A 21,679-nucleotide genomic window follows, 5' to 3' on the forward strand; every position below is an offset into this window, starting at 1 on the left:
CAGTTTCACGGAATTATACGCAAGTTTCCGAGTTTATGCGTGAATATCCAAATTTATGCTTATTTGCAAGAAAGTTTATCTACAATATGGACGAAAGAGCGAGTTTGCAAGATTTCATTTCTTTTTTACGAGGGGTCCCGTTTGTGTGGGACCCTTTTGCCGTTCATTTCCATATGGTATAGTCATTCTTATAGAAATTCTGATAAACGTTCAGAAAAGGGGAAATCGTATTATGATCGAAATAAGGGAATTGAAATTGGAGAAGGACAGACGGGTTATCATTACGTCCGATGTTCACGCAAACCTTCTACTGTTTCAACAATTGCTTAAGAAAGTGAACTACACGACAGATGATTATTTATTCATCAATGGCGATCTATGTGAAAAAGGGCCAGATAGTCTATCGACGGTGGCGTTTGCACGAAAACTTTGCGAAGAATCGGATCGGGTGTTTATCACGAAAGGGAATTGCGATGTCGTCCATAATTATGTTTTTAATAATGTTGAAGGCATTAAAAACTATATGACGAAGCGAAAACATTCCGTTTTGAATGAAATGCTTGAACGGCATGGAAAGCGCTGGAGGATTTTGCGACACTTCAAGAACTTGGGGAGCATTATCGAAAGCATTTTCAAGATAAACTGGAGTGGCTGGACCAATTGCCAATAGCCTATGAAACTGAAGACTTTATTATCATCCATGCGGGGATTGAGGATATTCCCGATTGGAAAGGGACGAGTCATGAGTTTGCTTTATATACCCAATCGTTTTATGAGAAAGAACATCAAGCGGATAAAACCGTAATCGTAGGACATTGGCCCGTCGTCAACTACCGCGCTACTACTGCAAGCTCCAACTCACCAATCATCAATTTGGAGAAAAAGATAATTGCCTTAGACGGCGGCAATCAAATTAAAAGAGACGGGCAGTTAAATGCGCTCATAATTAACGGGGACGATATTGCTTATACATATGTTGATGAATTGAAAGAGAATATTATTACACGTAGTCATGTGGATGAAACAAATCGTGTTGGAACAGTCACCTATCCGAACTATGAAATACGTGTTTTAGAGAAAGGTGAGTACTTCACCCTTTGTGAAAATAAGAATCTTGGAATTCAACAGTGGATTAAAAATGAGTATATTCAAGAGAATATGTGCAAAAATGATTTGAGCACAACCTTCTTATCTGTTGAAAAAGGAGAGACCGTCTCCGTAGTTGATGACTGTCACGAAGGATATGCATTAGTAAAGTTGTGCAGTGGAGAAGTCGGTTGGATTCCGAAGGATTGTTTGTTGTAATTTTAAAAGCTTCGATGGCATTTGCCAGTCGGAGTTTTTTTGTGTGAGTCAAAGGTCCTGAAACGACGATAAAACTTGAAAAGTGACCGATAACTTCCTGATAGTGACCGATAAGCCTCGGTAAGTGACCGATAATTTTCCACAGGTGAAAAAAATCAAATGGAACAACTCCAAGCTTGATTACGTCATGTTTAATAAGAAGAATTCGAAGTCAAAAGGAGAAGCTATGTGGTTAATTAGCATGTATGTCATAGAGATGCTCTCGTATATGGTTGTTGCACTGCCAATTTACGTACTTATACGAACGATCATCATCAAAAGAAAGAAGCTTCCCGTAAACAAGTTGCATGAATTGCTGCTTGCTTTATTCATCCTCTACTTAGTCGGTCTTGCTTCCCAGACTATTATTCCGAAGTGGAGTTTGAGCGTGGACGGGAGTACGGGAAAGTTCTATTTTGATGTTTATAGCATTAATCGTCTATCGAGTGTCAATCTCATCCCGTTGCGAACGATTTTGAATTATTTTCAAGTTAATGAACATGTGAGCGGCTGGAGCAGCGTTTCGCTTGTGAATCTTCTTGGCAACATGTTCGTGTTTTCACCAATTGGATTTTTCATTCCTTTGTTGTGGAGTAGGATGGATTCATTTAAATCAATCCTGTTCATAGGATTTGGCGTCACTTGCTTCATCGAAGGCACTCAATATTTCATCGGTCGTAGCACAGATATTGACGATATCATCTTGAACACAATCGGTGTAATTATTGGGTATGGCGTCTATCTTGTATGGAAAATCCTTTCAGTACGTGAAAAAACTGTTGACTAAAAATAGTCACTTTGTTATGATAAAAACAACTTTCAGAAAGTAGGTGATGTTTTATGGCGAAAATCAATATGGCTATTGTACAAATGATCGGACCCATTCCATCACCCGCGAGACTTGCCAAATAGGCATGTCTATTCTGTTATGCGCGTGAAAGCATGGTGTCCGATCCGGAACCATGCTTTTTTATATTCACGAACATAATAGGAGGAATACCATTTGATTAATTTGAAAGAGTACGGCTGGAATGAAACACATGAAATGAACTTCAATGCACTAATAGATGAATTGAAAGCAGACAGCTACGTGGCAGGCCGTGTCACGCTTGAACATAAAAGGATGTATCGGGTAATGACTGAGGAAGGCGAATGGCTTTCCGTCTGTTCAGGAGCATTTCAACATGCAGCGTTTGAAAGACGGGATTTCCCAGCGGTAGGGGACTGGGTGTTAGTAGAGAGAATGCCCGGAGAAGATAGGGGCATCATTCACGCAATCCTTCCAAGAACATCACTTTTTTCAAGGAAGTCGGCAGGGTCAACAATTTCCGAGCAAATCATTGCGGTGAATGTCGATATCGTTTTCCTTGTCATGTCGATGAATCACGATTTTAACGCAAGAAGACTTGAACGTTACCTTGTCGCGGCATACGATTCGGGCGCAACACCAGTTGTTGTGCTGACGAAGAAGGATCTAAGTGAAGCCCCACAGTATTATATCGAACAGGCAGAAATTATCGCACCTGGTGCGGATATTTATTCTGTGAGCAATACTACTGGTGAAGGGATCGAGCCGCTCACTGACTTATTAAAGGGTGGTAAGACCGCGGCGTTATTAGGTTCTTCCGGGGTCGGAAAATCATCGCTTGTCAATGCGATTTGCGGAGACGGAACGATGGCGGTACAAGGCATTCGGGAAGATGATGCAAAAGGCCGTCACACGACGACACATAGGGAACTACTGAAGATACCGACGGGTGGCGTTCTGATCGACACGCCTGGGATGAGGGAGTTCCAATTATGGAATGAAAGCGAAAGTTTAGACTCCGGATTTAAAGATATTGAGGCTCTTTCCGAGACTTGCAAATTCAATGATTGCCGTCACATAGGGGAACCAGGTTGTGCAATACAGGAAGCACTTGATACAGGTGTTTTGTCCGCGGAGCGTTATGCTAACTATGTGAAACTGCAAAAAGAGATTGCCTTTCTTGATCGCAAAATGAACCGTCAAGCGCAGGCAGCTGAACGAGATAAATGGAAAAAGGTAACGAAGAGCATGCGAAAGCATCCTTCGAAGAAGAAGTAAGATGAAGTAGTGCAGTAGCAGAGGAGAAACTTCCTTTGCTACTTTTTTTATGATAGAAAAATTACTTTGCGCGTCCAAAGCAGGCTACCACCGCTCAACTATTCATGACAATTGTCATCTCATTCTATGACAGAGCATACTGAAAGTAATGTTCACAATTCCATATGATTGTAGTAAGGGAGTGTGAGCGTATGGAAACGGTTATCGACATTATAAATCTGACAAAAGAATTCAAAGGGAAGAAAGCAGTTGAGGATGTCTCTTTCTCCATCAAAAAAGGTGAAGTCGTAGCAATCCTTGGGCCTAATGGTGCGGGAAGAGTACAACGATCCTTATGATGCTTGGCCTGCTGAACCCGACTTCAGGAAAAGTTTCGCTCTTCAATCAGCAGCCACAAGTTCAAAAAGTGCGGGAACGAATAGGAGTCATGCTTCAGCAAGTTAGTCTCATGGATGCGTTGAAAGTGAAAGAGGTCCTTGCCTTATTCAGGAGCTATTACCCAAGCCCGCTATCATTGGAAGAGATGATCCGCTTGACCGGACTCGGGGAAAATGAGTTAAAGAAAAGAACTGAAAAGTTATCCGGCGGACAAAAGCGTCGCGTCAGTTTTGCCCTCGCAATGGTAGGAAATCCGGATCTCGTATTTTTCGATGAACCGACAGTAGGCATGGATAGCACCGCACGGAGGGAGTTTTGGGCAACTGTCCGACAGCTTTCTGAAGCGGGAAAAACCGTGATATTTTCCACTCATTATTTACAAGAGGCGGATGATGCAGCGACTCGAATTCTTTTATTCAACAAAGGGAAATTGGTAGCGGATGGCAGCCCTTCAACGATCAAACAGCGATTGCTGAAAAAGACGGTTTCATTCAAAGTGCAGAAAGAATTCCCGAAGGAACAGTTTCTCACAATGGACCATATATCCGTAATCTCAGAGGAGAAGGGAAGAATCGTCATTCAGACAGAAGACACCGATCGTGTGATAGCATCCCTGTTCACTGAGGGATTACAAATATCGGATATCTCGATTGATAAAGGAAGACTGGAAGACGCTTTCGAACAATTGACAGTCGAACAGGGGGTATCGTGAATGAAGATGCTTTTGAATGAATGCAAAGTTGAAATGATCCGGATTTTCCGGAACCCTTATTTCGTCTTTTGGTCACTGCTTATGCCAATCATATTCTATTTCATCTTCACGAAAGTCGTTAACACAGGGGTAGATGATCAGGAGCTGTGGAATAAACATTTCCTTATGTCCATTGCGGTATTTAGTGTAATGGGGAGTGCGATTATGACACTTGGCATTCGGATGGTTCAGGAAAGGAATGAAGGGTGGACAACGTGGATTAAGGTGACGCCTCTACCAAGTTCAAGTTATTTTTATCTCCAAGATGATTGGTCAGTCTGCGGTTCATGTTTTTTCGATAGGTGTCATTTTTTTAGCCGGTATTATTCTGAATGGTATCAGGATGACTTTCGCGGAATGGATATTATGCGCCATTTGGATAATGATTGCATCCTTCCCGTTCCTTGCGTTGGGCGTTCTTGTTGGCACGATGAAACGGGTGGATACTGCTTCCGGCGTGAGTAACATTGTCTATTTAGCGTTGGCGATTACAGGCGGTTTGTGGATGCCAATGGAAATCATGCCGAAGACGATTCAACTAATCGGGTCATGGCTACCAGCATACCATTATGGGAATGGCGCCTGGGGAATCATTCGAGGACAATTCCCGGAATTTAAAAGTATTGCAATACTGGCATTCTATCTTCTTTTATTTATGGTAGTATCAATATATATCAGAAGGAAACAGGAAGCGGTGTAAATATGAAGAACTTTAGGGTGTTTCCAAAAAAGTTTGGATTTATTCCTTATATATTTTTAGTCTATCTGGTGATGCCGCTTTACCAAGTGAACAAAGAAGTAGGAGTGAAAGCGGTAATCGGCTATGTCCTGTTACTGCTTTTTTTTATTTCGTACCGGCAGTGCTATCAACCGATCCATATAAAGAAATTTTACACGTGGCTATTCATTCAGGTGGCAGTCACTGTCATCTTCGTTGTCTTCTATGATCCATACAGCATATTTTTAGGTTTTTATACGTCTCACTTCATCGGCTGGATTGAGGATAAAAAGAGATTCGATATAGTCTTGAAGCTATTTGCGAGTATCGTTTTACTATGCGCCGGTTGGATTTGGTTTCACAATGGATTTTCTGGCTTTGTTGCTCTCTTGCCTTTTATAGTTGTAATCATTCTTTCCCCATACGGCGTCAGACATATGAATGAACGAATGGAATTGAAAAGCCAATTGTATGAAGCGAATGAACAAATCAAGACGCTTATTAAACAAGAGGAAAGGGTTCGGATTGCCCGGGATTTGCATGATACATTGGGGCATACATTGTCACTAATCACTTTGCAAAGCCAAGTAATTCAACGTATTGCCGAGCATCCCGATAAAGTTAGGACTGAAGCGAAAGGGATTGAGCAGACATCGAGGTCCGCACTTCAACAAGTTCGTGAGCTGGTGGCAGATATGCGAGTCAGCACAATCGAGGAGGAACTTGTTCATATAGAACAAATTTTGATGGCTGCAAACATCGAATTTCATTGCAGTATACCTGAAGTCATCACGGAGCTTTCCCCGCTTCAACAAAATATTGCGGGGCTTTGTTTGCGCGAGGCTTCAACCAATATTGTAAAACATAGTAAAGCATCAAAATGTTTGGTGACTGTCCAACAGGATTCAATTGGGCTCACTATAGAAGTTCAAGATAATGGTATTGGAATCGCAGACCGTCCGTGGGGCAATGGATTAAAGGGGATGGCCGAGCGACTTTCATTAATTGAAGGAGAACTGAATGTGTCGTATTTGGGTGGAACGATGATCGAAATTTCCATACCAATTGTAGTGAAGACGAAGGAAAGGGCGGTTGCTTTATGATCCGGATTGTAATTGCTGAAGATCAGCGTATTCTTCGAGGGGCATTGGGCACGCTTCTTGATTTTGAGGAAGATATGAGGGTAGTAGGCCAAGCGGAAAATGGTGTGCAGGCATTGCAACTTGTTCGTGATTTGGGTCCGGATATATGCATTTTGGATATTGAAATGCCGTTGAAAAGCGGGCTTGAAGTTGCAGATGAATTACAAGCATGTGGCTCTTCATGCAAAGTGATCATCTTGACGACATTTGCAAGGCCGGGCTATTTCGAGCGGGCGATTAAAGCGAAGGTACATGGATATATGTTGAAGGATGGTTCTATCGATGATTTGGCGGTTGCAATCCGGAATGTGATGCAAGGGAAAAGGGAATTTGCAGCTGAATTAATCATGAATTCCTATCATGAGGAGAATCCGTTAACAGATAGGGAGCAAGATGTGTTAAAACTATCTGCTGACGGAATGACAGCGAAGGAGATTGGCGCAGAGCTTTTTTTATCACCGGGCACTGTTCGCAACTACATGTCCGAAATCCTGCAAAAAGTTGAAGCGAAAAATAAAGTAGAGGCAATCTCCATCTGCCGAGAAAAAGGATGGATTTAACGAGCGGTTAAAGAAATAAACGAGCACTTCTACGAAAGAACGAGCGGATATCGGAATAAACGAGCGCTTCTACGAAAGAACGAGCGGATATTGGAATAAACAGCGCTTCCGCGAAAGAACGAGCGGATATTGGAATAAACGAGCGCTTCTACAAAAGAACGAGCGGATTCAGAGATAAACGAGCGTTTGTGAAAAACATAAATAAAACAGACTGCGGATCATCGGAACTCGATGGTCGCAGTCTGTTTTTTTATCCCCGCGGATTTTTATGAATCCGCTCTTTACGTAAATCTTCCTTCTGATCATCCAAGTTAATGGTATCTACTGTTTGCATGTCCTCGTGCATATCAAATAAACTCACTCCTTCAGAAGGAATTCCCTCGGGATGCGCCAAATAGCGAAAGTCGATATCCTTTCGATCTTTTTTGGACATGTTGCTTTTCAACTCTGACATCTTCACTGCCTCCCCATTGTGTACTCACCAATAGGATGGCAATATCAGCCCCATTTATCCACAAAAGGCTTCCCAACACGTCTATCGTCTACGCGACGCCGCAGTCGTTTTTCCTTTGGAAAGTAATTTCCGTACAATCGGATAAACGACTGGAGCCCATTTAATAGCTGTTTTAATAAATCTTCCTATTTTCATTTTATTACGCTCCTTTTATTTATTAATTTGCCCTCTCTTACAGAAAGATAAACAAAACATTCACCTCTATAACTGTTGCAGAATGCCAATCAATTTCTTGTTTAGCATTTTTTATACTTTCTTTTTTAAAGAATATGTTTGATTTTAAAAGTTTTGGGGCAGGATGGGGGAAATTGTAAGAGAGGAGAACTACTTTCCAATGAAAATGAAAATGATTTTTTTAACTGTTGTTCTGACATTTTCTTATAGTGTTTTAGCTGAAGCAGCCCCAGTCAGCTCAACAGAACAGGCAGAATTTAAAGGGGACATAGTTAGTGTCAATTTTGAAACGCAAGAATCTGTTGAAGATATAGAGACTATCCAAAATGACGTTCCATTTATGGAGTTATTGGCGGGGGAAATACCACATATTTATCCACCGCTTGAGATTTTGGATGATGTACCCCAAACGTATACGGTAGTGGAGGGGACAATCTATTTCGGATAGCGATGAATCATAATGTCTCTCTTCTTGAGCTAATGAGTTGGAATGACATAACCGGTGATCTAATCCATCCGGGGGAAGTCTTGGTGGTTGGTGGGGGAAATCTGTTGAAGATGTAGGGATTGTCCAAGTCGCATCGATCACACCTGAAACAGTCCCGGAATCAAAAGAACCAAAGGAACCAGCATTCCAAGCCTCAATTTCAACACCGCCCGCAAGTGTTGGGGACGAATTTATTGTTACTGCTACTGCATACACAGCGTATTGCGCAGGTTGTTCAGGAACGACTGCATTTGGAATTGACTTACGGTCCAATCCAGATCAGAAAGTAATTGCAGTAGATCCGAAACTCATTCCACTTGGAACAAAAGTATGGGTTGAAGGTTATGGTGAGGCGATTGCGGGAGATACTGGAGGAGCTATAAAAGGACATAGAATTGATGTCTTCATCCCTTCCTATGACAGCGCTATGGAGTGGGGAGTAAAAAAAGTAAAGATTATAGTTTTGAATTAAGTAGACATGCATTGGGAGTCAATTGTCCCCCAATGCGTGTTTTTTAATTCCAATAAGTCATAACTGATTCAAGTTTCTCTGTATGGTACAATTATCTAAAAGGGCATAAAATTGGGGGAATTATTATGATAGATATGAACCGTGAGCTTTACAATTTCTTATGCGAGAATACAGACTTGATAACTGAGAAATGGCTATTGGATCGAGAAGACCTGAAAGGATCCATTTACTCAATAAACGCGGGTGAGTGGGCTGAAAAGCTAATAAGTGAACAAAATACATTGACCAATCTGACTGTCGCAAGCAGTTTGTTAAATGATTGCAGCGTGTTTCAGAAAAATAAAATAAATTGGGCTTTAGTTATTACAGAAAGTAGAGTAAATACCAATACACCAATTTTTGAAGTCTTAGATGCACTTTCTAAGCTTAGATCGACATATTGGTTCTATATTGAGCAATTTGTTGAAAGAGAAGGGGAGAGGGTTCTTCGTTCGGACATCATGGGCTGGGCATTACCATTCATAAGGCATTGGACGAACTAATGGTAGAGTTTTCAAAGAGATACGATGACTTGATGAATAACAGATTAGATGCACAACAAAGCCTGATTGAAGAACTGAACGCGCCAATTATTAAGCTGAATTCTTCAATTGGTGTGTTGCCCCTTATAGGAGATGTCGATACACACGGGTTCAGTCCATATCGGACTACGTTCCCTATAAATGTACTGAGCTTGATGTAAGCAACCTTTTCATCGACTTATCAGGAGTATCCATTCTTGATACAATGGTGGCGAATCATATCTATCAACTTACCCAGGTTCTTGGCTTGCTTGGTATTGAATCGACGATAACAGGAATCAGGCCAGAAATCGCACAAACTTCAGTCCAATTAGGATTGGATTTCTCTAAAATCCATACAACGAGTTCATTGCAATTAGCCTTAAAGACTATGTTTAAAGAAACAACAATATAAAACAAATAAGAAAGCATCCGGCATTACGACCGGATGCTTCTTTACTTTATCTCGATACCAAATAGATCTTTCATAACAGAAGGTTTTTCAGTATGTGTGATTACTCTATTTTTCTTATTTCCTTTTTCATAAATGGATAGTTCATCATCATATAATGAAATCCGACCAGTTTCAGTCGCCCTCGTAATAATATCCACATGAGTGAATGTTGAATCCGCAGAAACTTGATTGAAAACACAGCCCTCATGGAAATCTTCAAGGCGCTTCTGTGTTGCTCTGAACTTATAAATCATGCGGGATTCCCCATTTCTTGTCCGGTTAAGTACATACATTAGATTATCGAATTTCTTAACATCGTAACTTCCGCCTGCATCAGTACATAAATCACCATTTAACGGGATTGGAAGGATTGTAGAATCTCCAAAACCGACATCTACAAGATACGTTTCATCCAAATGAACGAGTATAGCCGCATGTGTCTCGGGCTTTGCCCATTTCCCATTCGGTCTGAAGACGGTTGCTGCGACCAAGGATGCATCATATCCGAGTTCGACCAATAGCCAATGAAAAAGTCCGTTTAACTCGTAGCAATAGCCCCCACGTATTCGTGTGACGATTTTCTCATAGATTGTAATCAAGTTTAGATAAATAGGAACTTTTCGGATGACATCTAAATTTTCAAATGGAATGTTAGTCATATGCAAAAACTGCAGTTCCTTCAAGTTCTTTAGAGAAGGATCCGTCAAATGACTTGCGTTAAAACGCATTAGGTACTTGTCAATATTCATTCCCCTGACCTCCTTGCTTATTTATTCCTATCCTATCATGTTAGGAAATTATTGTGAATGAAATAAAAAGTCGCATAGAACTGGGACATTTTACATATAAGATAAATGGAAAAAAGGGGTATTCAAGTCTCATGAAATATGTTATTCTAATAGAGAGATAATTCGGATTATATAAATCTGATGAGAGATATGGGGTATTTATATGAGAAAACATAATCTTGTTTGGATTGCAATTGTTGGAGCTTGTTTATTACTTCTAGTTGGGTACAACGGCCAGACAAAACGGGTACATCAACCGAATATGATGAGTATTGCTCATAGGGGCGCCTCCGGTTTTGCGCCAGAAAATACCCGATCAGCCTTTTTAAAGAGTGTCGAACTTCAAGCGGACTATTTGGAGTGCGACGTTCATCTATCAAAAGATGGAGAGCTCATTATCATGCACGACGAAAGAATCGACCGGACAACGAATGGAAGCGGTTTCATAAGTGATTATACATTGGCCGAATTAAGGGAGTTTGATGCTGGAATTACGTTCAGTGAGGAATTCAAAGGTGAGTCAATCATGACCCTTAACGAGTTATTGGATGAATTCTTTGACCAAATCGGTTTATTAATAGAATTGAAAAATCCCGAAAAAAATCCGGGTATTGAAGAAAGTGTTGTATCGTTATTAAGTAAATATGATGATTTAAGTTCAATCATCGTCCAGTCATTTGATATCGAATCAATGAGGAAAATGCAATCCTTGCTGCCAGAACTAAACGTAGCAGTCTTAGTTCGTCCCGCAGAATCATTTTTATCTGATAGTAAATTGGATGATTTAACATCCTTTGCATCTTTCGTAAATTTCAATGTCTCCTTTGTAAACAAAAGCATGGTGAATAAAGTCCAACAGCGAGGAAGCAAGGTCCTTGTTTGGTCGAAAAGTGACAAGAAACTCGTCTCGAAAGCCCATAAGTATGGAGTCGACGGAATCATTTCCGATTATCCTTCATGGCGCATCAGCGAACAGATCTATCTCGTACAAGAATAAGTAAGTAATCAAAACCGGAATACTGCATTCCGGTTTTTTGCTTGCATAAAACACTTTATTCCAACGGATTAACTGAAAATATATAGTATGATAGACGGACTGGAGGAGATATACTATGAAAAATGGAAAATCATATAGAATTATTTGTCGAACAGTCTCTTTGAAGGGAGCTGTGAAAGATGATCATACACATTTTATATGAAGACAATCATTTGCTTGTTGTCGAAAAACCCGTGAATTTACCCGTTCAAGCCGATGAAAGCGGCGATGCAGACCTACTTACTCTATTGAAAGAGGATTTGAAAAAGCGCTATCAAAAGCCTGGAAATGTCTATCTTGGATTGGTTCATCGACTGGATCGTCCGGTAGGGGTGTTATGGTGTTTGCCAAAACATCCAAAGCTGCTTCTCGCTTATCCGATGTATTACGAAAAAGGGAAATGGAAAGGACTTACCTAACCGTTGTGCGTGGAAGTTTGAAGAAGAATTACGATGTATTGGAACATCATTTATGGAAAGATACGAAAAAGAATAAAGTGCATACGGTTAAAGCTGGACATCCGGATGGAAAAAAAAAGCCATCCTTCAGTATGAAGCAATTGAAGAAATGGACGGTATGAGCCTATTGAATGTCCGTCTACACACAGGCAGATCCCATCAAATCCGCGTTCAATTGGCTGCAGTTGGTACCCCTCTTTACGGAGACCAAAAATACGGGCAACAAGTGAATAAACCTGGCCAGCAAATTGCTTTATGGGCAAATACCCTCGAATTCCCTCATCCGACAACAAAGGAATTAATGAAATTCGAATCGATACCTCCTTCCGTGCATCCGTGGACTATTTGGGAGAGAATAAGTGATCGAACTGTCACCGTATAAAGTTAAAGCAGGTCATCCGGTTGATTGACATAGAAATTCCATAACCCTACACTTAGAATGAGAAAATTAGTTGGAGGAAATTATGACAAATCCGTTTATCCCGATTATTGTAGGAACCGATATTAATGCATACAATATGGCAATCTCCTTTCATGAGGCATATGGAATACACCCTATCCTCGTTGGAAAAGAACCACTATCCTTTACAAGCTTAAGCACAATCCCGGAGCGATTGAACTGTTTCCGAAGCTGGGGAAAAGAAAGAATTTGCAGCTATTCTGAAACAAGTCGCATCTAAATACAAAACTCCGGGAAAAGATTGCTCCTGATCGGCACAAATGACCTTTATGTACGCCTCATTATTGAGAATCGAGATGCCCTCTCCAAAGACTTTGTATTCAATTATATCGATGAAGCGTTAATGAATAACTTACTTGTAAAGAAAAATTTTTATAAACTATGTGAAGAGCATGGAATCGATACGCCAGCAACTTATTTTTATTCCTGTAAAATGACGACCGCTTCACAGATGAAGTCATGTTCCCAGTTATCATCAAGCCAAGCAACGGCGTAGAGTATTATAAACACCCGTTTACAGGTATGCAAAAAGTCTATAAAGTCGACTCGTATGGGGAAATTCAAAAAGTAATTGAAACGATTAAAAAGAGCGGCTATCAAGATGACTTGATCATCCAGGATTTCATCCCAGGTGATGATACATACATGTGGGACTCCGTTTTTTACATTAACAGCAAAGGGAACACTGAGCTGATCACATTTGGACAAGTTGTACTTCAAGAGCATACTCCTACTGCTATTGGAAATTACACAGCAGTCATAACGAGATACAATGAAGAGATGATGTTGAAGCTGAAGGGCTTTTTAGAGGCGCTCAACTATGTGGGATATGCGAATTTTGACTTGAAATATGATCATCGTGACGGCAAATTCAAAGTGTTTGAAGTGAATATCCGTCAAGGACGTTCAAGCTATTATATAACGTCATGCGGTCATAATATGGCGAAGAATTTTGTCGATGACCTCATTTATAATGTCGAAAAGTCTCTAACATTATTGGATGAAAAATTCCTCTTTACGGTCGTTCCGAAAATTGTTCTTAAGAAGTTCGTTGACAATAAAGAAGTCCGGGAAGAGATTAAGAAGTTGTTAAGGGCGGGTAAATACACCAATCCATTGTTCTATAAAAGGGATAGAAGCTTCAAAAGAAAACTATATCTTTTATTGAGACAAATTAATTACTACCGTAAATATAAAAATAATAGCTGGGAATAAGAAAAGCGGAGGGCGGTGTTTAGCCAATCAAACAGCGAAGGGTTTGATTTGCCGTATTTCTGCGGATCTTTGCAGAAATTAAGGCATCCAACTGTGCTCCTAACGCTTCGCTTTTACTCGCAAAACCCGTTCTTCGTAACGGCTTTGGCTGCCGACCGAAGCTGGCCAAAAATATCTAAAACCCGATTGCAATCATGCAATTGGGTTTTTTTTAGTAAAGTTTACAGTGTTGTAGGTGGTGGAATAGAAAGGTGAATAACTCAAGGAGGAATTTTTCATCATGAGAAACCAAAACATCAAAACCACCAAATGGATTCAAAAAGAAACACAATCATTGAGAAACTTGTAAGCAAAGGCGTTTATAAAATTAATGGTAAACAATTATATGAGCTTTCCTTATATGAGTTGCTAAAACAGTATACAATGGGAATAGAGATAGAGTGAATCATTGGGGGGATAAGCTTGAACGGGAAATTGGAGAAATTTCGCAAGGAATGGTTAGAGGAAGCGACTATTCGTCAAATGCAACAGAAGATGGGGGACAATGAGATAAGTTCTGAAGAACTGGTGATCATGTATTTACAAAGAATTTCAGAGGTAGATCAAACGGTTAACGCTATCCTGGAAATTAATCCACAAGCACTCCAGACAGCTCGTTCACTCGATGAGGAGAGGCGTTCTGGAAAAGTACGCTCTCTTTTGCACGGAATACCGGTGCTGCTAAAAGATAATATGGATACTTCCGATAAAATGCATACAAGCTGTGGTTCATTGGCTATGAAAGATTATTTTGCAGAAGAAGATGCGTTTTTAGTAAAGAAATTACGTGAAGCGGGCGCAGTCATCCTTGGGAAGACGAATATGACAGAATGGGCGAACTTCATGTCTGACAGGATGAGGAATGGGTGGAGTTCCCGTGGAGGGCAAGTGAACAATCCGTACGGTCCTTTCGACGTTGGAGGTTCAAGTTCTGGAGCAGCTGCCGCAGTCAGTGCCAACATGGCAGCGGTTTCCATTGGAACGGAGACAAGTGGATCCATCATTAACCCATCCGCACAGAACGCACTTGTCGGTATAAAGCCGACAGTAGGTGCAATCAGTAGAAGCGGTATAATCCCGCTATCATTCACCCAGGATACCCCGGGGCCAATGGCGCGAACAGTAGAAGATGCAACGATAACGTTCAGTCTGATGATAGGTCATGATTCTGATGATCCGGTTACGAAAGGATCCGATTGTTATGCCGGAATAGACTGGCTATCGTTATTGGATCCTAAGGCGCTTATTGGTAAAAGAATCGGTATTGCCCGTTCTATTTTTGAACGTGAAATTTCGACAGAAAGAAAGGCGCAGTTCGATACCGTCCTAACTCAAATGGAAGCATTGGGCGCGGAAATTATCGATTCAATCGATTTAGGGGCGATGGAGGATGATTTAGGGTATAATGTCCTACTCTACGAATTCAAGGCCGCGTTGAATGCGTATCTTGGAAAAACCCCGATGACGAACCCGGTGCGAACCTTGTCCGATGTCATTCGATTCAATAAAGAGCATTCGGAAGAAACGCTTAAATACGGCCAAGTGATGTTGGAAAAAGTGGACCGAACAAGTGGAACATTGAAGGAACCTGCCTATATCGAGGCTTTAATTAAAAACCGTCATTTGGCAGGGGAAGTAGCCCTTGATAAAGCTTTCAATGAACACCGCATTGATTTTCATTATTTCCGCAAGACCATGGATGCAGCTTCAGTGCAGCGGCTGGTTATCCGGCAATCACAGTTCCCGCATCTTTCACGGAAAAAGGAGAGCCTTTTTGTATTACAATGTGCGGACGGGCATTTGCCGAGCCGGAATTGATAGGGTATGCATATGCATTCGAACAACAAACATTGGTAAGAAGCAAGCCAAACGTATAAAAAATGTTGAAATGAAATGGAATCCAGTCCATTATGAGATAAGGTATAAGGAAAGCAGGGATGAGAATGTCCTTCTTGGAAAAAATGGACGATGTATTTAAGAACAAGTGGAAATTTGAACATGAGACGCCGATACAGTCACAAATGATTCCTGAATTGCTGAATGGCAAGGATATCGTAGCGGAATCTCCAACAGGAACAGGTAAGACACTGGCGTATGTATTGCCGATGCTTCAACAGGTAGATGGCGATAAAATGAAAACACAGGCACTGATCATGGCTCCCTCACAAGAATTAGCGATGCAAATAGTCAATGTCATTCGTGGTTGGGTGGAAGGAACAAGCATATCCGTCACTCAGCTAATTGGCGGTGCGAATATGCAACGACAGATTGAGCGGTTGAAGAAAAAGCCAACCATCGTCGTTGGAACACCTGGTCGATTAGTCGAACTTGTTAAAGCGAGACGATTAAAAATGAGTGATATTCGGTATATTGTCTTGGACGAAGGGGATCAGCTTCTTTCTCGTGAGTACAGAGTCATCGTTAAAGATCTGATCGAAGCAGCCAATACAGATCGCCAAGTGGCGGTTGTATCCGCAACCATTACAGATGAAATTGAAATCGTTGCGAAGAAGCTTATGAATGACCCGGTTCGACTAAAAGTATCCCTTGAAGATATGCCGTTGTCAGGAAAAGTGATACATTCATTTGTTAAAACGGAAGCCCGTGACAAAACTGATTTATTACGCGGCCTATCACATCTACCCGATATTAGAGCTCTTGCATTCATGAACAATGTCGATCAGCTTCGGATGAAGGAACTGAAATTACAATACAATGAGGCTCCAATCGCGGTTTTATATTCATCTATGAAAAAATTCGAACGCCAAGAAACGCTTGAACGTTTTCGTAAAGGTGAAATTCGTATTCTAATCGCGACAGATCTTGCAGCAAGAGGATTGGACATCCAAGGATTGACCCATGTCATCCACGTCGACGTCCCTCATACAATCGAGCAGTATTTACACCGCTCAGGACGTACCGGACGCGCTGGTGAGGACGGGGAAGTCCTTACGCTACTCTCTTACCCCGAAGAACGTTCGTATCGAAAGCTTGCAAAGGACTTCAAACCCGTTCAAAAGGTATGGTACAAAGGAAACCTTGCTGAAGGAAATTCAAAAACAGTCAGCGGTCAAAAACCAGTAACTAAAAAACCAAACAAAAAACAATAAAAAGGGCAATGCCAACTCCATCAAAGTGAATTGGCATGCCCTTTTTTGTATAGCTTATAGCTGAGTCAAAATAATTGGCTCATCCTTCGTAACAATAATCGTATGCTCAATTTGTGCAACAAGGGACTTATCCGGCGTAACAAACGTCCATCCGTCACCAAGCTCAATAATATGCTCGGCCTTCTCGGAAATGAATGGCTCAACCGCCAATACCATCCCTTCCTTCATCAACGTCTTATCCCACGCATCATAATAATTTAAAACATGCTGCGGATCTTCATGCAAAGAAGTGCCAATACCATGCCCAGTCAAATTCTTAATCACCTTAAGCCCATTATCCTTCGCTTCTCTTTCAACAGCTTTTCCGATCTGATTCAGACTGGAACCCGCTTTCACCTTCGTCATCGCACGGTCAAATGCACGTTTCGCAACATCACAAAGCAACTGTTTCTTTTCATCGGGTGTACCTACAACAAATGAAATGCCCGTATCCGCGAAATAACCGCCAAATGACCCTGAAACGTCAATATTGACTAAATCGCCATCTTGAAGGACACGCGATCCCGGAATCCCATGGGCAACTTCATGATTCACACTAATGCATGTGTATCCAGGAAAGTCATACTGATCGATAGGAGCCGAAACAGCCCCGCGTTCAGCAAAAAGACGTCCGCCAAGTTCATCAAGTTCTTTAGTTGTAATTCCAGGAACAGCCGCTTCCTTCATTGTCTCGCGTACTTCCGCGACAATCCGTCCAATTTTTTTCAACGCTTCAATTTCTTCATTGTTTTTAACAATCATTCTTTACAGGTCCCTTCTTCGAAACATACTTTTTCATCCGATTATATCATAACTATTCTAACCTGATGGCCCGTATGCTTAAATCATTTTAGGACTTTTACACCTTGGAAGACATTCCAAATGACGACAAATAAAAAGAGTAGACCATACAAAAGCATGAACAGGAAAGGAGCCAACCCCCAAAAGTCAAACTGTCCCGTCATCATCGTATGTATTCTGGATTCATATGATATGATTGAGAACGAAAAAAGGATAAACCCTGCAATCAGCAGTACAACCGGTGCCAAATGTGAAATTAGCGAGCGTTTGGCATGTCCTTTTACTTCGTGATCATCTGTGATGAAATAGACAATGGCTGGAAGTAGAAGAGGCGAAAAAAATATGCTGAAATAACATAATGCCGGTAGGATTTTATTGTTGGACATTGGCAAACCTCCCATAGTTTTCAAAAGCTTATAGAATCATCTTGCTATTATGTACCTTAACATATACAATGTATACGACAATTGAATTACACGACCACAAGGGGTGCCTTCATTGGCTGAGATTGGACATCTGTCCGGACCCTTCGAACCTGTAAGTTCATACTTGCGTAGGGATGTGGATGGAAACTGACATGTATTAACGATGTCTCGGTTCTATCCGGGATGTCGTTTTTTGTTGTAAAGAAAAAGTGACTCTGCTTTAAACGTAACCTTGATTGGCCCTTATTAAACTGTTGGCTCATATATTTTGCCTAACTTTTACTGATGGTCATCATGTGGAAGCAGTTCGATGTCTTTTCTTCTTCCGTATCCCTCCGACAAAAAAGAGGAGGAATTTCAAATTGGATCGTAAACGTCTTCAGTTTTTATTAGAGGTTGCTATTTTTGGAGCATTATCATTCGTCTTGGATTTACTAGGACTTTTCAAAATGCCTCAAGGTGGATCAATCACATTATCTATGCTGCCAATCATCGTCATCGCATTCAGATGGGGAATACTTGGCGGAATGTTAACAGGGTTAATTACTGGACTGTTACAGGTAATTAGTGGGGCATATGTGTTGAATATCTACCAAGCGGCACTCGATTATTTTGTTGCTTATTCGCTGGTAGGGCTTGCTGCAGTTACTTTAGGCTGGTTGCTTAGCAGTAGAAAAACGGGGAATAAACAATCAATGGTTTCTGCCATAATAATAGGTACCGTCATTGGGGGCGTACTACGATTCCTTGCCCATTTTATCGGTGGAGTTATTTTCTTTGCCGAATTCGCGGGGATCAACCAGTATGGTTGTATTCACTCGTGTACAACGCCTCGTATATGATACCTTCAATTATACTTTGTGCAGTTGTAGCAGTTCCCTTATTCACAACCGCTCCACGACTTATTCAAAGGGCGGCATAAAAAAAGGAGTAGGCGCTTGAAAAATCATGCGCCTACTCTATTTTTGATTTCCGTGTTTCTTCCTGAGAACAAGAAGATGCATGTAATGATTGTTGCACATAAGAAAATAGCAGCCGCTGATATGAACAACTCCTCGGTTCCGTTTTTAATAGCAATTCCAATGAATGCCCAAACAAAAACAAGATTCATTACATAATCTCGGTGATGGTACATAAAATGTAGTGCGAACGCAGTAGAAATGGTTAAGTAGATGACGGTCCAAAGTGGATCGCTCAGCCCCATCCCAGACCAATCGTTAATAATAAGTGTATAACTGACATTCATTATGGTAGATATGAAGCCCCATCCAACTAACAGACTGAACGGAATCTCCCTAGTAATCGGTTGTCCCTTTTCGGATAGGAAAAGTAAAAAGCGAGCAATAAAAATAGAAGTGCAAGCTTTACAATGACCGCCCAGTTGAACAAACCGTAGTGCCATAAAAAAATCCAAGTGATGTGCAAAATGCTACATAGTATAAAAAGTGAAGCGACACGGTTTTGATACCTATAACTTAACTTTCGCCCCGCTTTATTGAAATTGAAAATCCAGTAAAAAAGCAGGACAACTACTACGCCCAAAATAAGCAGCACATAATCAGCAGGGATAAAGAGAACAGGTAATCTATTCGCGATTTCGCTTGTTGTAAACCCATTCAATGAAAAAAATCTTGCTATTACATTCACAATAATGACTGCGATTAAAGATAGCGTCATCATAATGGTTTTAGACATAATAAATCCTCCCTTTGAACAGTATACATAGGTTTTGTGGATCATGCGAAAGAAAGTATGAAATTTCCGTCACAAATCTAATATTTCGAATCCCGAAGATTCATGTTATAATTAAAAAAGCACTAATTACAAATTTTTTAGACGATTAGGGGAATCAATCAATGAAGACAAAAGAAGAATATTCACAGGTATGGGATTTAGACGTTTTTTTCAAAGGGGGAAGTGCTTCAGAGGAACTTCGTCAACATCTTGACGCTGTAAAAGTACAAATTGGTACATTGGAAGAGCTTGCAAATACAACACAGACACCGGTATCCAAAGACGAAGCGGTTCAAGTTTTAAACGTTCTTGAGGAAATCACGAATACGGGTAAAAACTTAAGGGAAGCTGGAGCTGTTATTGGCTGTTTCACTGCAGCTGACATAAAAGACAAAAAAGCGCTTGTTCTTCAATCAGAAATGGGCTCAATGGGTGCACGATATTCAACAGTAATTTTGAAATTCCAACAAACGATTACAAAAGCAGAAGACAATGTGTGGAATGAATTATTGGAATCAGAACAGTTATCTCCATTTGCATTTGTTTTAAACGAGTGGCGCGAACAAGTAAAATTGAAGTTATCTGAGAAAGAAGAAAGTCTGATAACGGCGTTAAGCGTTGATGGATACAATGGATGGGGACAACTTTACAATCAATTAGTCGGAGACATTAAGATTGAAATGACTGTTAACGGAGAAGAGAAGAAACTTTCCGTAGGGCAAGCGAATAACTTAGGCTCCCATCCGGATGCGGCAGTTCGTAAGGAAGTATTTGAGAAACTTGAAGAGGCTTGGGAATCGAAAGAAGATTTCTTTGCTTCGACATTAAATCATTTGGCTGGCTTCCGTTTGGCGGTCTATGAAAAACGAGGATGGGATAATGTTTTAGCCGAGCCGCTAATGCGTAACAGAATGAGCCAAGAAACATTGGATGCAATGTGGGGAGCTATCGGCGCCAATAAAGCTCCATTCGCTGACTTTTTGAAGTACAAAGCGAATATGCTTGGTAGTGAAAAGATTAATTGGTACGACATGAGCGCACCTGTTACATCTTCAACGAAGGAAATGTCCTATCAGGAAGGGGCAGAATTTATACTTGAGCATTTCGGTAAATTTGGTCCTGAACTCGAGGCGTTTTCTCGTAAAGCATTCGAAGATAGCTGGATCGAAGCAGAAGATCGTGCGGATAAACGTCCAGGGGGCTTCTGTACAGGAATGCCGGTTTCTGAACAATCCCGTATCTTCATGACATATAGCGGTTCTATGTCGAATGTTGCTACACTTGCTCATGAACTTGGACACGCTTTCCATTCATACGCATTACGCCCAGTGCCTTATATGAATCGTCAATATGCAATGGGAGTAGCGGAAACGGCTTCAACATTCGCTGAAATGATTGTTGCAGATGCCTCTGTAAAAGCCGCTGAAACAGAAGAAGAAAAACTTGCATTACTTGAGGATAAAATCCAACGAAGTGTGGCATTCTTCATGAATATCCATGCGCGTTTCCTATTTGAAACTCGTTTCTATGAAGAGCGTAAAAATGGTGTAGTACCAGCTTCACGCCTCAATGAATTAATGGAAGAAGCACAACATGAAGCTTATGCTGGTGCACTTGATTCAACTCATCCGCATTTCTGGGCGTCCAAGCTACATTTCTACATTACAGGTACGCCTTTCTATAACTTCCCGTATACATTTGGCTACCTATTCTCCTTAAGCATCTATGCGAAGGCGCTAACAGAAGGAGAATCGTTTGAACAGAAGTATATGGCATTATTACGTGATACTGCTATCATGTCCGTTGAGGATTTGGCTATGAAGCATCTTGGTGAAGACATCACTAAGGAGGAATTCTGGGCTAAAGGTGTAGCTCTTTGCGTAAAAGATGTCGAAGAGTTTTTGAAAATAGCTTCCGAAGAAAGGTGAAGAAGC

The 21,679-nt window shown here is 41.0% G+C and carries 23 protein-coding genes, 5 pseudogenes and 1 riboswitch; of the genes and pseudogenes, 22 read left to right on the forward strand and 6 right to left on the reverse strand.

All coding sequences use genetic code 11. The features are described from left to right. Positions 1-232 precede the first annotated feature (232 nt). The 8 genes and pseudogenes from QNH10_RS07080 (at position 233) to QNH10_RS07115 (ending at position 6,979) form a co-directional block, all read left to right on the forward strand. Positions 233-670, forward strand: coding sequence for a metallophosphoesterase family protein (locus QNH10_RS07080; RefSeq protein ID WP_283734046.1), 438 nt, complete (start codon positions 233-235; stop codon positions 668-670). Then, positions 661-1,305: an SH3 domain-containing protein gene (locus tag QNH10_RS07085; protein WP_283734047.1), complete on the forward strand. Its 645-nt coding sequence runs from the start codon at positions 661-663 to the stop codon at positions 1,303-1,305. Before QNH10_RS07080 ends, QNH10_RS07085 begins: the two co-directional genes overlap by 10 nt. A gap of 226 nt (positions 1,306-1,531) precedes the next feature. Continuing rightward, positions 1,532-2,131, forward strand: a complete 600-nt coding sequence (locus QNH10_RS07090; protein WP_283734048.1) for a VanZ family protein — start codon at positions 1,532-1,534, stop codon at positions 2,129-2,131. Positions 2,132-2,350: 219 nt separating this feature from the next. Beyond that, positions 2,351-3,430, forward strand: coding sequence for a ribosome small subunit-dependent GTPase A (gene rsgA / locus QNH10_RS07095; RefSeq protein ID WP_283734584.1), 1,080 nt, complete (start codon positions 2,351-2,353; stop codon positions 3,428-3,430). A gap of 191 nt (positions 3,431-3,621) precedes the next feature. Further along, a pseudogene (locus tag QNH10_RS07100) lies at positions 3,622-4,520 on the forward strand (ABC transporter ATP-binding protein). Beyond that, positions 4,521-5,259: pseudogene (locus tag QNH10_RS21075) on the forward strand (ABC transporter permease). Positions 5,260-5,261: 2 nt separating this feature from the next. After that, positions 5,262-6,380: a sensor histidine kinase gene (locus QNH10_RS07110; protein ID WP_283734049.1), complete on the forward strand. Its 1,119-nt coding sequence runs from the start codon at positions 5,262-5,264 to the stop codon at positions 6,378-6,380. Next, a complete protein-coding gene (locus tag QNH10_RS07115; protein ID WP_283734050.1) occupies positions 6,377-6,979 on the forward strand; it encodes a response regulator transcription factor in 603 nt (200 codons plus the stop codon). The genes QNH10_RS07110 and QNH10_RS07115 overlap by 4 nt, the downstream gene beginning before the upstream one ends. 250 nt (positions 6,980-7,229) lie before the next feature. Here QNH10_RS07115 and QNH10_RS07120 read toward each other — a convergent pair whose 3' ends face one another. Both QNH10_RS07120 and QNH10_RS21080 read right to left on the reverse strand, forming a co-directional pair. Further along, positions 7,230-7,433, reverse strand: coding sequence for a hypothetical protein (locus QNH10_RS07120; RefSeq protein ID WP_283734051.1), 204 nt, complete (start codon positions 7,431-7,433; stop codon positions 7,230-7,232). Positions 7,434-7,514: 81 nt separating this feature from the next. After that, on the reverse strand, positions 7,515-7,622 hold the full coding sequence (locus tag QNH10_RS21080; protein WP_381427636.1) for a hypothetical protein: 108 nt from the start codon (positions 7,620-7,622) through the stop codon (positions 7,515-7,517). Positions 7,623-7,827: 205 nt separating this feature from the next. Here QNH10_RS21080 and QNH10_RS07125 point away from each other — a divergent pair, with 205 nt between their 5' ends. The 5 genes from QNH10_RS07125 (at position 7,828) to QNH10_RS07150 (ending at position 9,601) form a co-directional block, all read left to right on the forward strand. Continuing rightward, complete coding sequence (locus tag QNH10_RS07125) at positions 7,828-8,115, forward strand: hypothetical protein (protein ID WP_283734052.1); 288 nt, start codon at positions 7,828-7,830, stop codon at positions 8,113-8,115. A 349-nt stretch (positions 8,116-8,464) separates the two neighbouring features. Beyond that, positions 8,465-8,626, forward strand: coding sequence for a 3D domain-containing protein (locus QNH10_RS07135; RefSeq protein WP_283734585.1), 162 nt, complete (start codon positions 8,465-8,467; stop codon positions 8,624-8,626). 125 nt (positions 8,627-8,751) lie between these two features. Then, complete coding sequence (locus tag QNH10_RS07140; RefSeq protein ID WP_283734054.1) at positions 8,752-9,168, forward strand: hypothetical protein; 417 nt, start codon at positions 8,752-8,754, stop codon at positions 9,166-9,168. After that, the gene (locus tag QNH10_RS07145) at positions 9,168-9,368 is read left to right on the forward strand and encodes a hypothetical protein (protein WP_283734055.1); all 201 of its coding nucleotides are present in this window, start codon (positions 9,168-9,170) and stop codon (positions 9,366-9,368) included. Before QNH10_RS07140 ends, QNH10_RS07145 begins: the two co-directional genes overlap by 1 nt. A 32-nt stretch (positions 9,369-9,400) precedes the next feature. Continuing rightward, positions 9,401-9,601 (forward strand): STAS domain-containing protein, encoded by a 201-nt coding sequence (locus QNH10_RS07150; RefSeq protein WP_347178044.1) that lies wholly within the window; start codon positions 9,401-9,403, stop codon positions 9,599-9,601. A 41-nt stretch (positions 9,602-9,642) separates the two neighbouring features. On the opposite strand, the gene QNH10_RS07155 is transcribed toward QNH10_RS07150, so the two are convergent. Next, complete coding sequence (locus QNH10_RS07155; protein WP_283734057.1) at positions 9,643-10,389, reverse strand: arylamine N-acetyltransferase family protein; 747 nt, start codon at positions 10,387-10,389, stop codon at positions 9,643-9,645. Positions 10,390-10,591: 202 nt separating this feature from the next. On the opposite strand from QNH10_RS07155, the gene QNH10_RS07160 reads away from it, so the two are divergent. From QNH10_RS07160 to QNH10_RS07190, 7 genes and pseudogenes are all read left to right on the forward strand, one after another. After that, positions 10,592-11,425, forward strand: coding sequence for a glycerophosphodiester phosphodiesterase (locus QNH10_RS07160; RefSeq protein ID WP_283734058.1), 834 nt, complete (start codon positions 10,592-10,594; stop codon positions 11,423-11,425). A gap of 179 nt (positions 11,426-11,604) precedes the next feature. Next, positions 11,605-12,304: pseudogene (locus tag QNH10_RS07165) on the forward strand (RluA family pseudouridine synthase). 82 nt (positions 12,305-12,386) lie between these two features. Beyond that, positions 12,387-12,602 (forward strand): hypothetical protein, encoded by a 216-nt coding sequence (locus QNH10_RS07170; protein ID WP_283734059.1) that lies wholly within the window; start codon positions 12,387-12,389, stop codon positions 12,600-12,602. Positions 12,603-12,841: 239 nt separating this feature from the next. Further along, positions 12,842-13,597: a carboxylate--amine ligase gene (locus QNH10_RS07175; RefSeq protein ID WP_283734060.1), complete on the forward strand. Its 756-nt coding sequence runs from the start codon at positions 12,842-12,844 to the stop codon at positions 13,595-13,597. A gap of 309 nt (positions 13,598-13,906) precedes the next feature. Beyond that, on the forward strand, positions 13,907-14,041 hold the full coding sequence (gene fbpA / locus QNH10_RS07180) for a Fur-regulated basic protein FbpA (RefSeq protein WP_283734061.1): 135 nt from the start codon (positions 13,907-13,909) through the stop codon (positions 14,039-14,041). Between the two features lie 18 nt (positions 14,042-14,059). Beyond that, a complete protein-coding gene (locus QNH10_RS07185) occupies positions 14,060-15,454 on the forward strand; it encodes an amidase family protein (protein WP_347178017.1) in 1,395 nt (464 codons plus the stop codon). Between the two features lie 125 nt (positions 15,455-15,579). Beyond that, positions 15,580-16,746 (forward strand): DEAD/DEAH box helicase, encoded by a 1,167-nt coding sequence (locus QNH10_RS07190; protein ID WP_283734062.1) that lies wholly within the window; start codon positions 15,580-15,582, stop codon positions 16,744-16,746. A gap of 54 nt (positions 16,747-16,800) precedes the next feature. Here QNH10_RS07190 and map read toward each other — a convergent pair whose 3' ends face one another. Together map and QNH10_RS07200 are read right to left on the reverse strand one after the other, a co-directional pair. Then, positions 16,801-17,547: a type I methionyl aminopeptidase gene (map, locus tag QNH10_RS07195; protein WP_283734063.1), complete on the reverse strand. Its 747-nt coding sequence runs from the start codon at positions 17,545-17,547 to the stop codon at positions 16,801-16,803. An 83-nt stretch (positions 17,548-17,630) separates the two neighbouring features. After that, positions 17,631-17,972: a magnetosome magnetite crystal formation protein family gene (locus QNH10_RS07200; RefSeq protein ID WP_283734064.1), complete on the reverse strand. Its 342-nt coding sequence runs from the start codon at positions 17,970-17,972 to the stop codon at positions 17,631-17,633. 89 nt (positions 17,973-18,061) lie between these two features. After that, positions 18,062-18,163, forward strand: a riboswitch (TPP riboswitch). A gap of 144 nt (positions 18,164-18,307) precedes the next feature. Between QNH10_RS07200 and thiT the strand changes: the two are divergent. Then, positions 18,308-18,933: pseudogene (gene thiT, locus QNH10_RS07205) on the forward strand (energy-coupled thiamine transporter ThiT). 24 nt (positions 18,934-18,957) lie between these two features. On the opposite strand, the pseudogene QNH10_RS21350 reads toward thiT, so the two are convergent. After that, positions 18,958-19,751, reverse strand: a pseudogene (locus QNH10_RS21350) (tryptophan-rich sensory protein). 116 nt (positions 19,752-19,867) lie between these two features. Between QNH10_RS21350 and QNH10_RS07220 the strand changes: the two are divergent. Continuing rightward, positions 19,868-21,673 (forward strand): M3 family oligoendopeptidase, encoded by a 1,806-nt coding sequence (locus QNH10_RS07220; RefSeq protein WP_283734067.1) that lies wholly within the window; start codon positions 19,868-19,870, stop codon positions 21,671-21,673. The last annotated feature ends 6 nt before the right edge of the window (positions 21,674-21,679 follow it).

It is taken from the genome of Sporosarcina thermotolerans (assembly GCF_030067815.1).
GTDB lineage: Bacteria > Bacillota > Bacilli > Bacillales_A > Planococcaceae > Sporosarcina > Sporosarcina thermotolerans.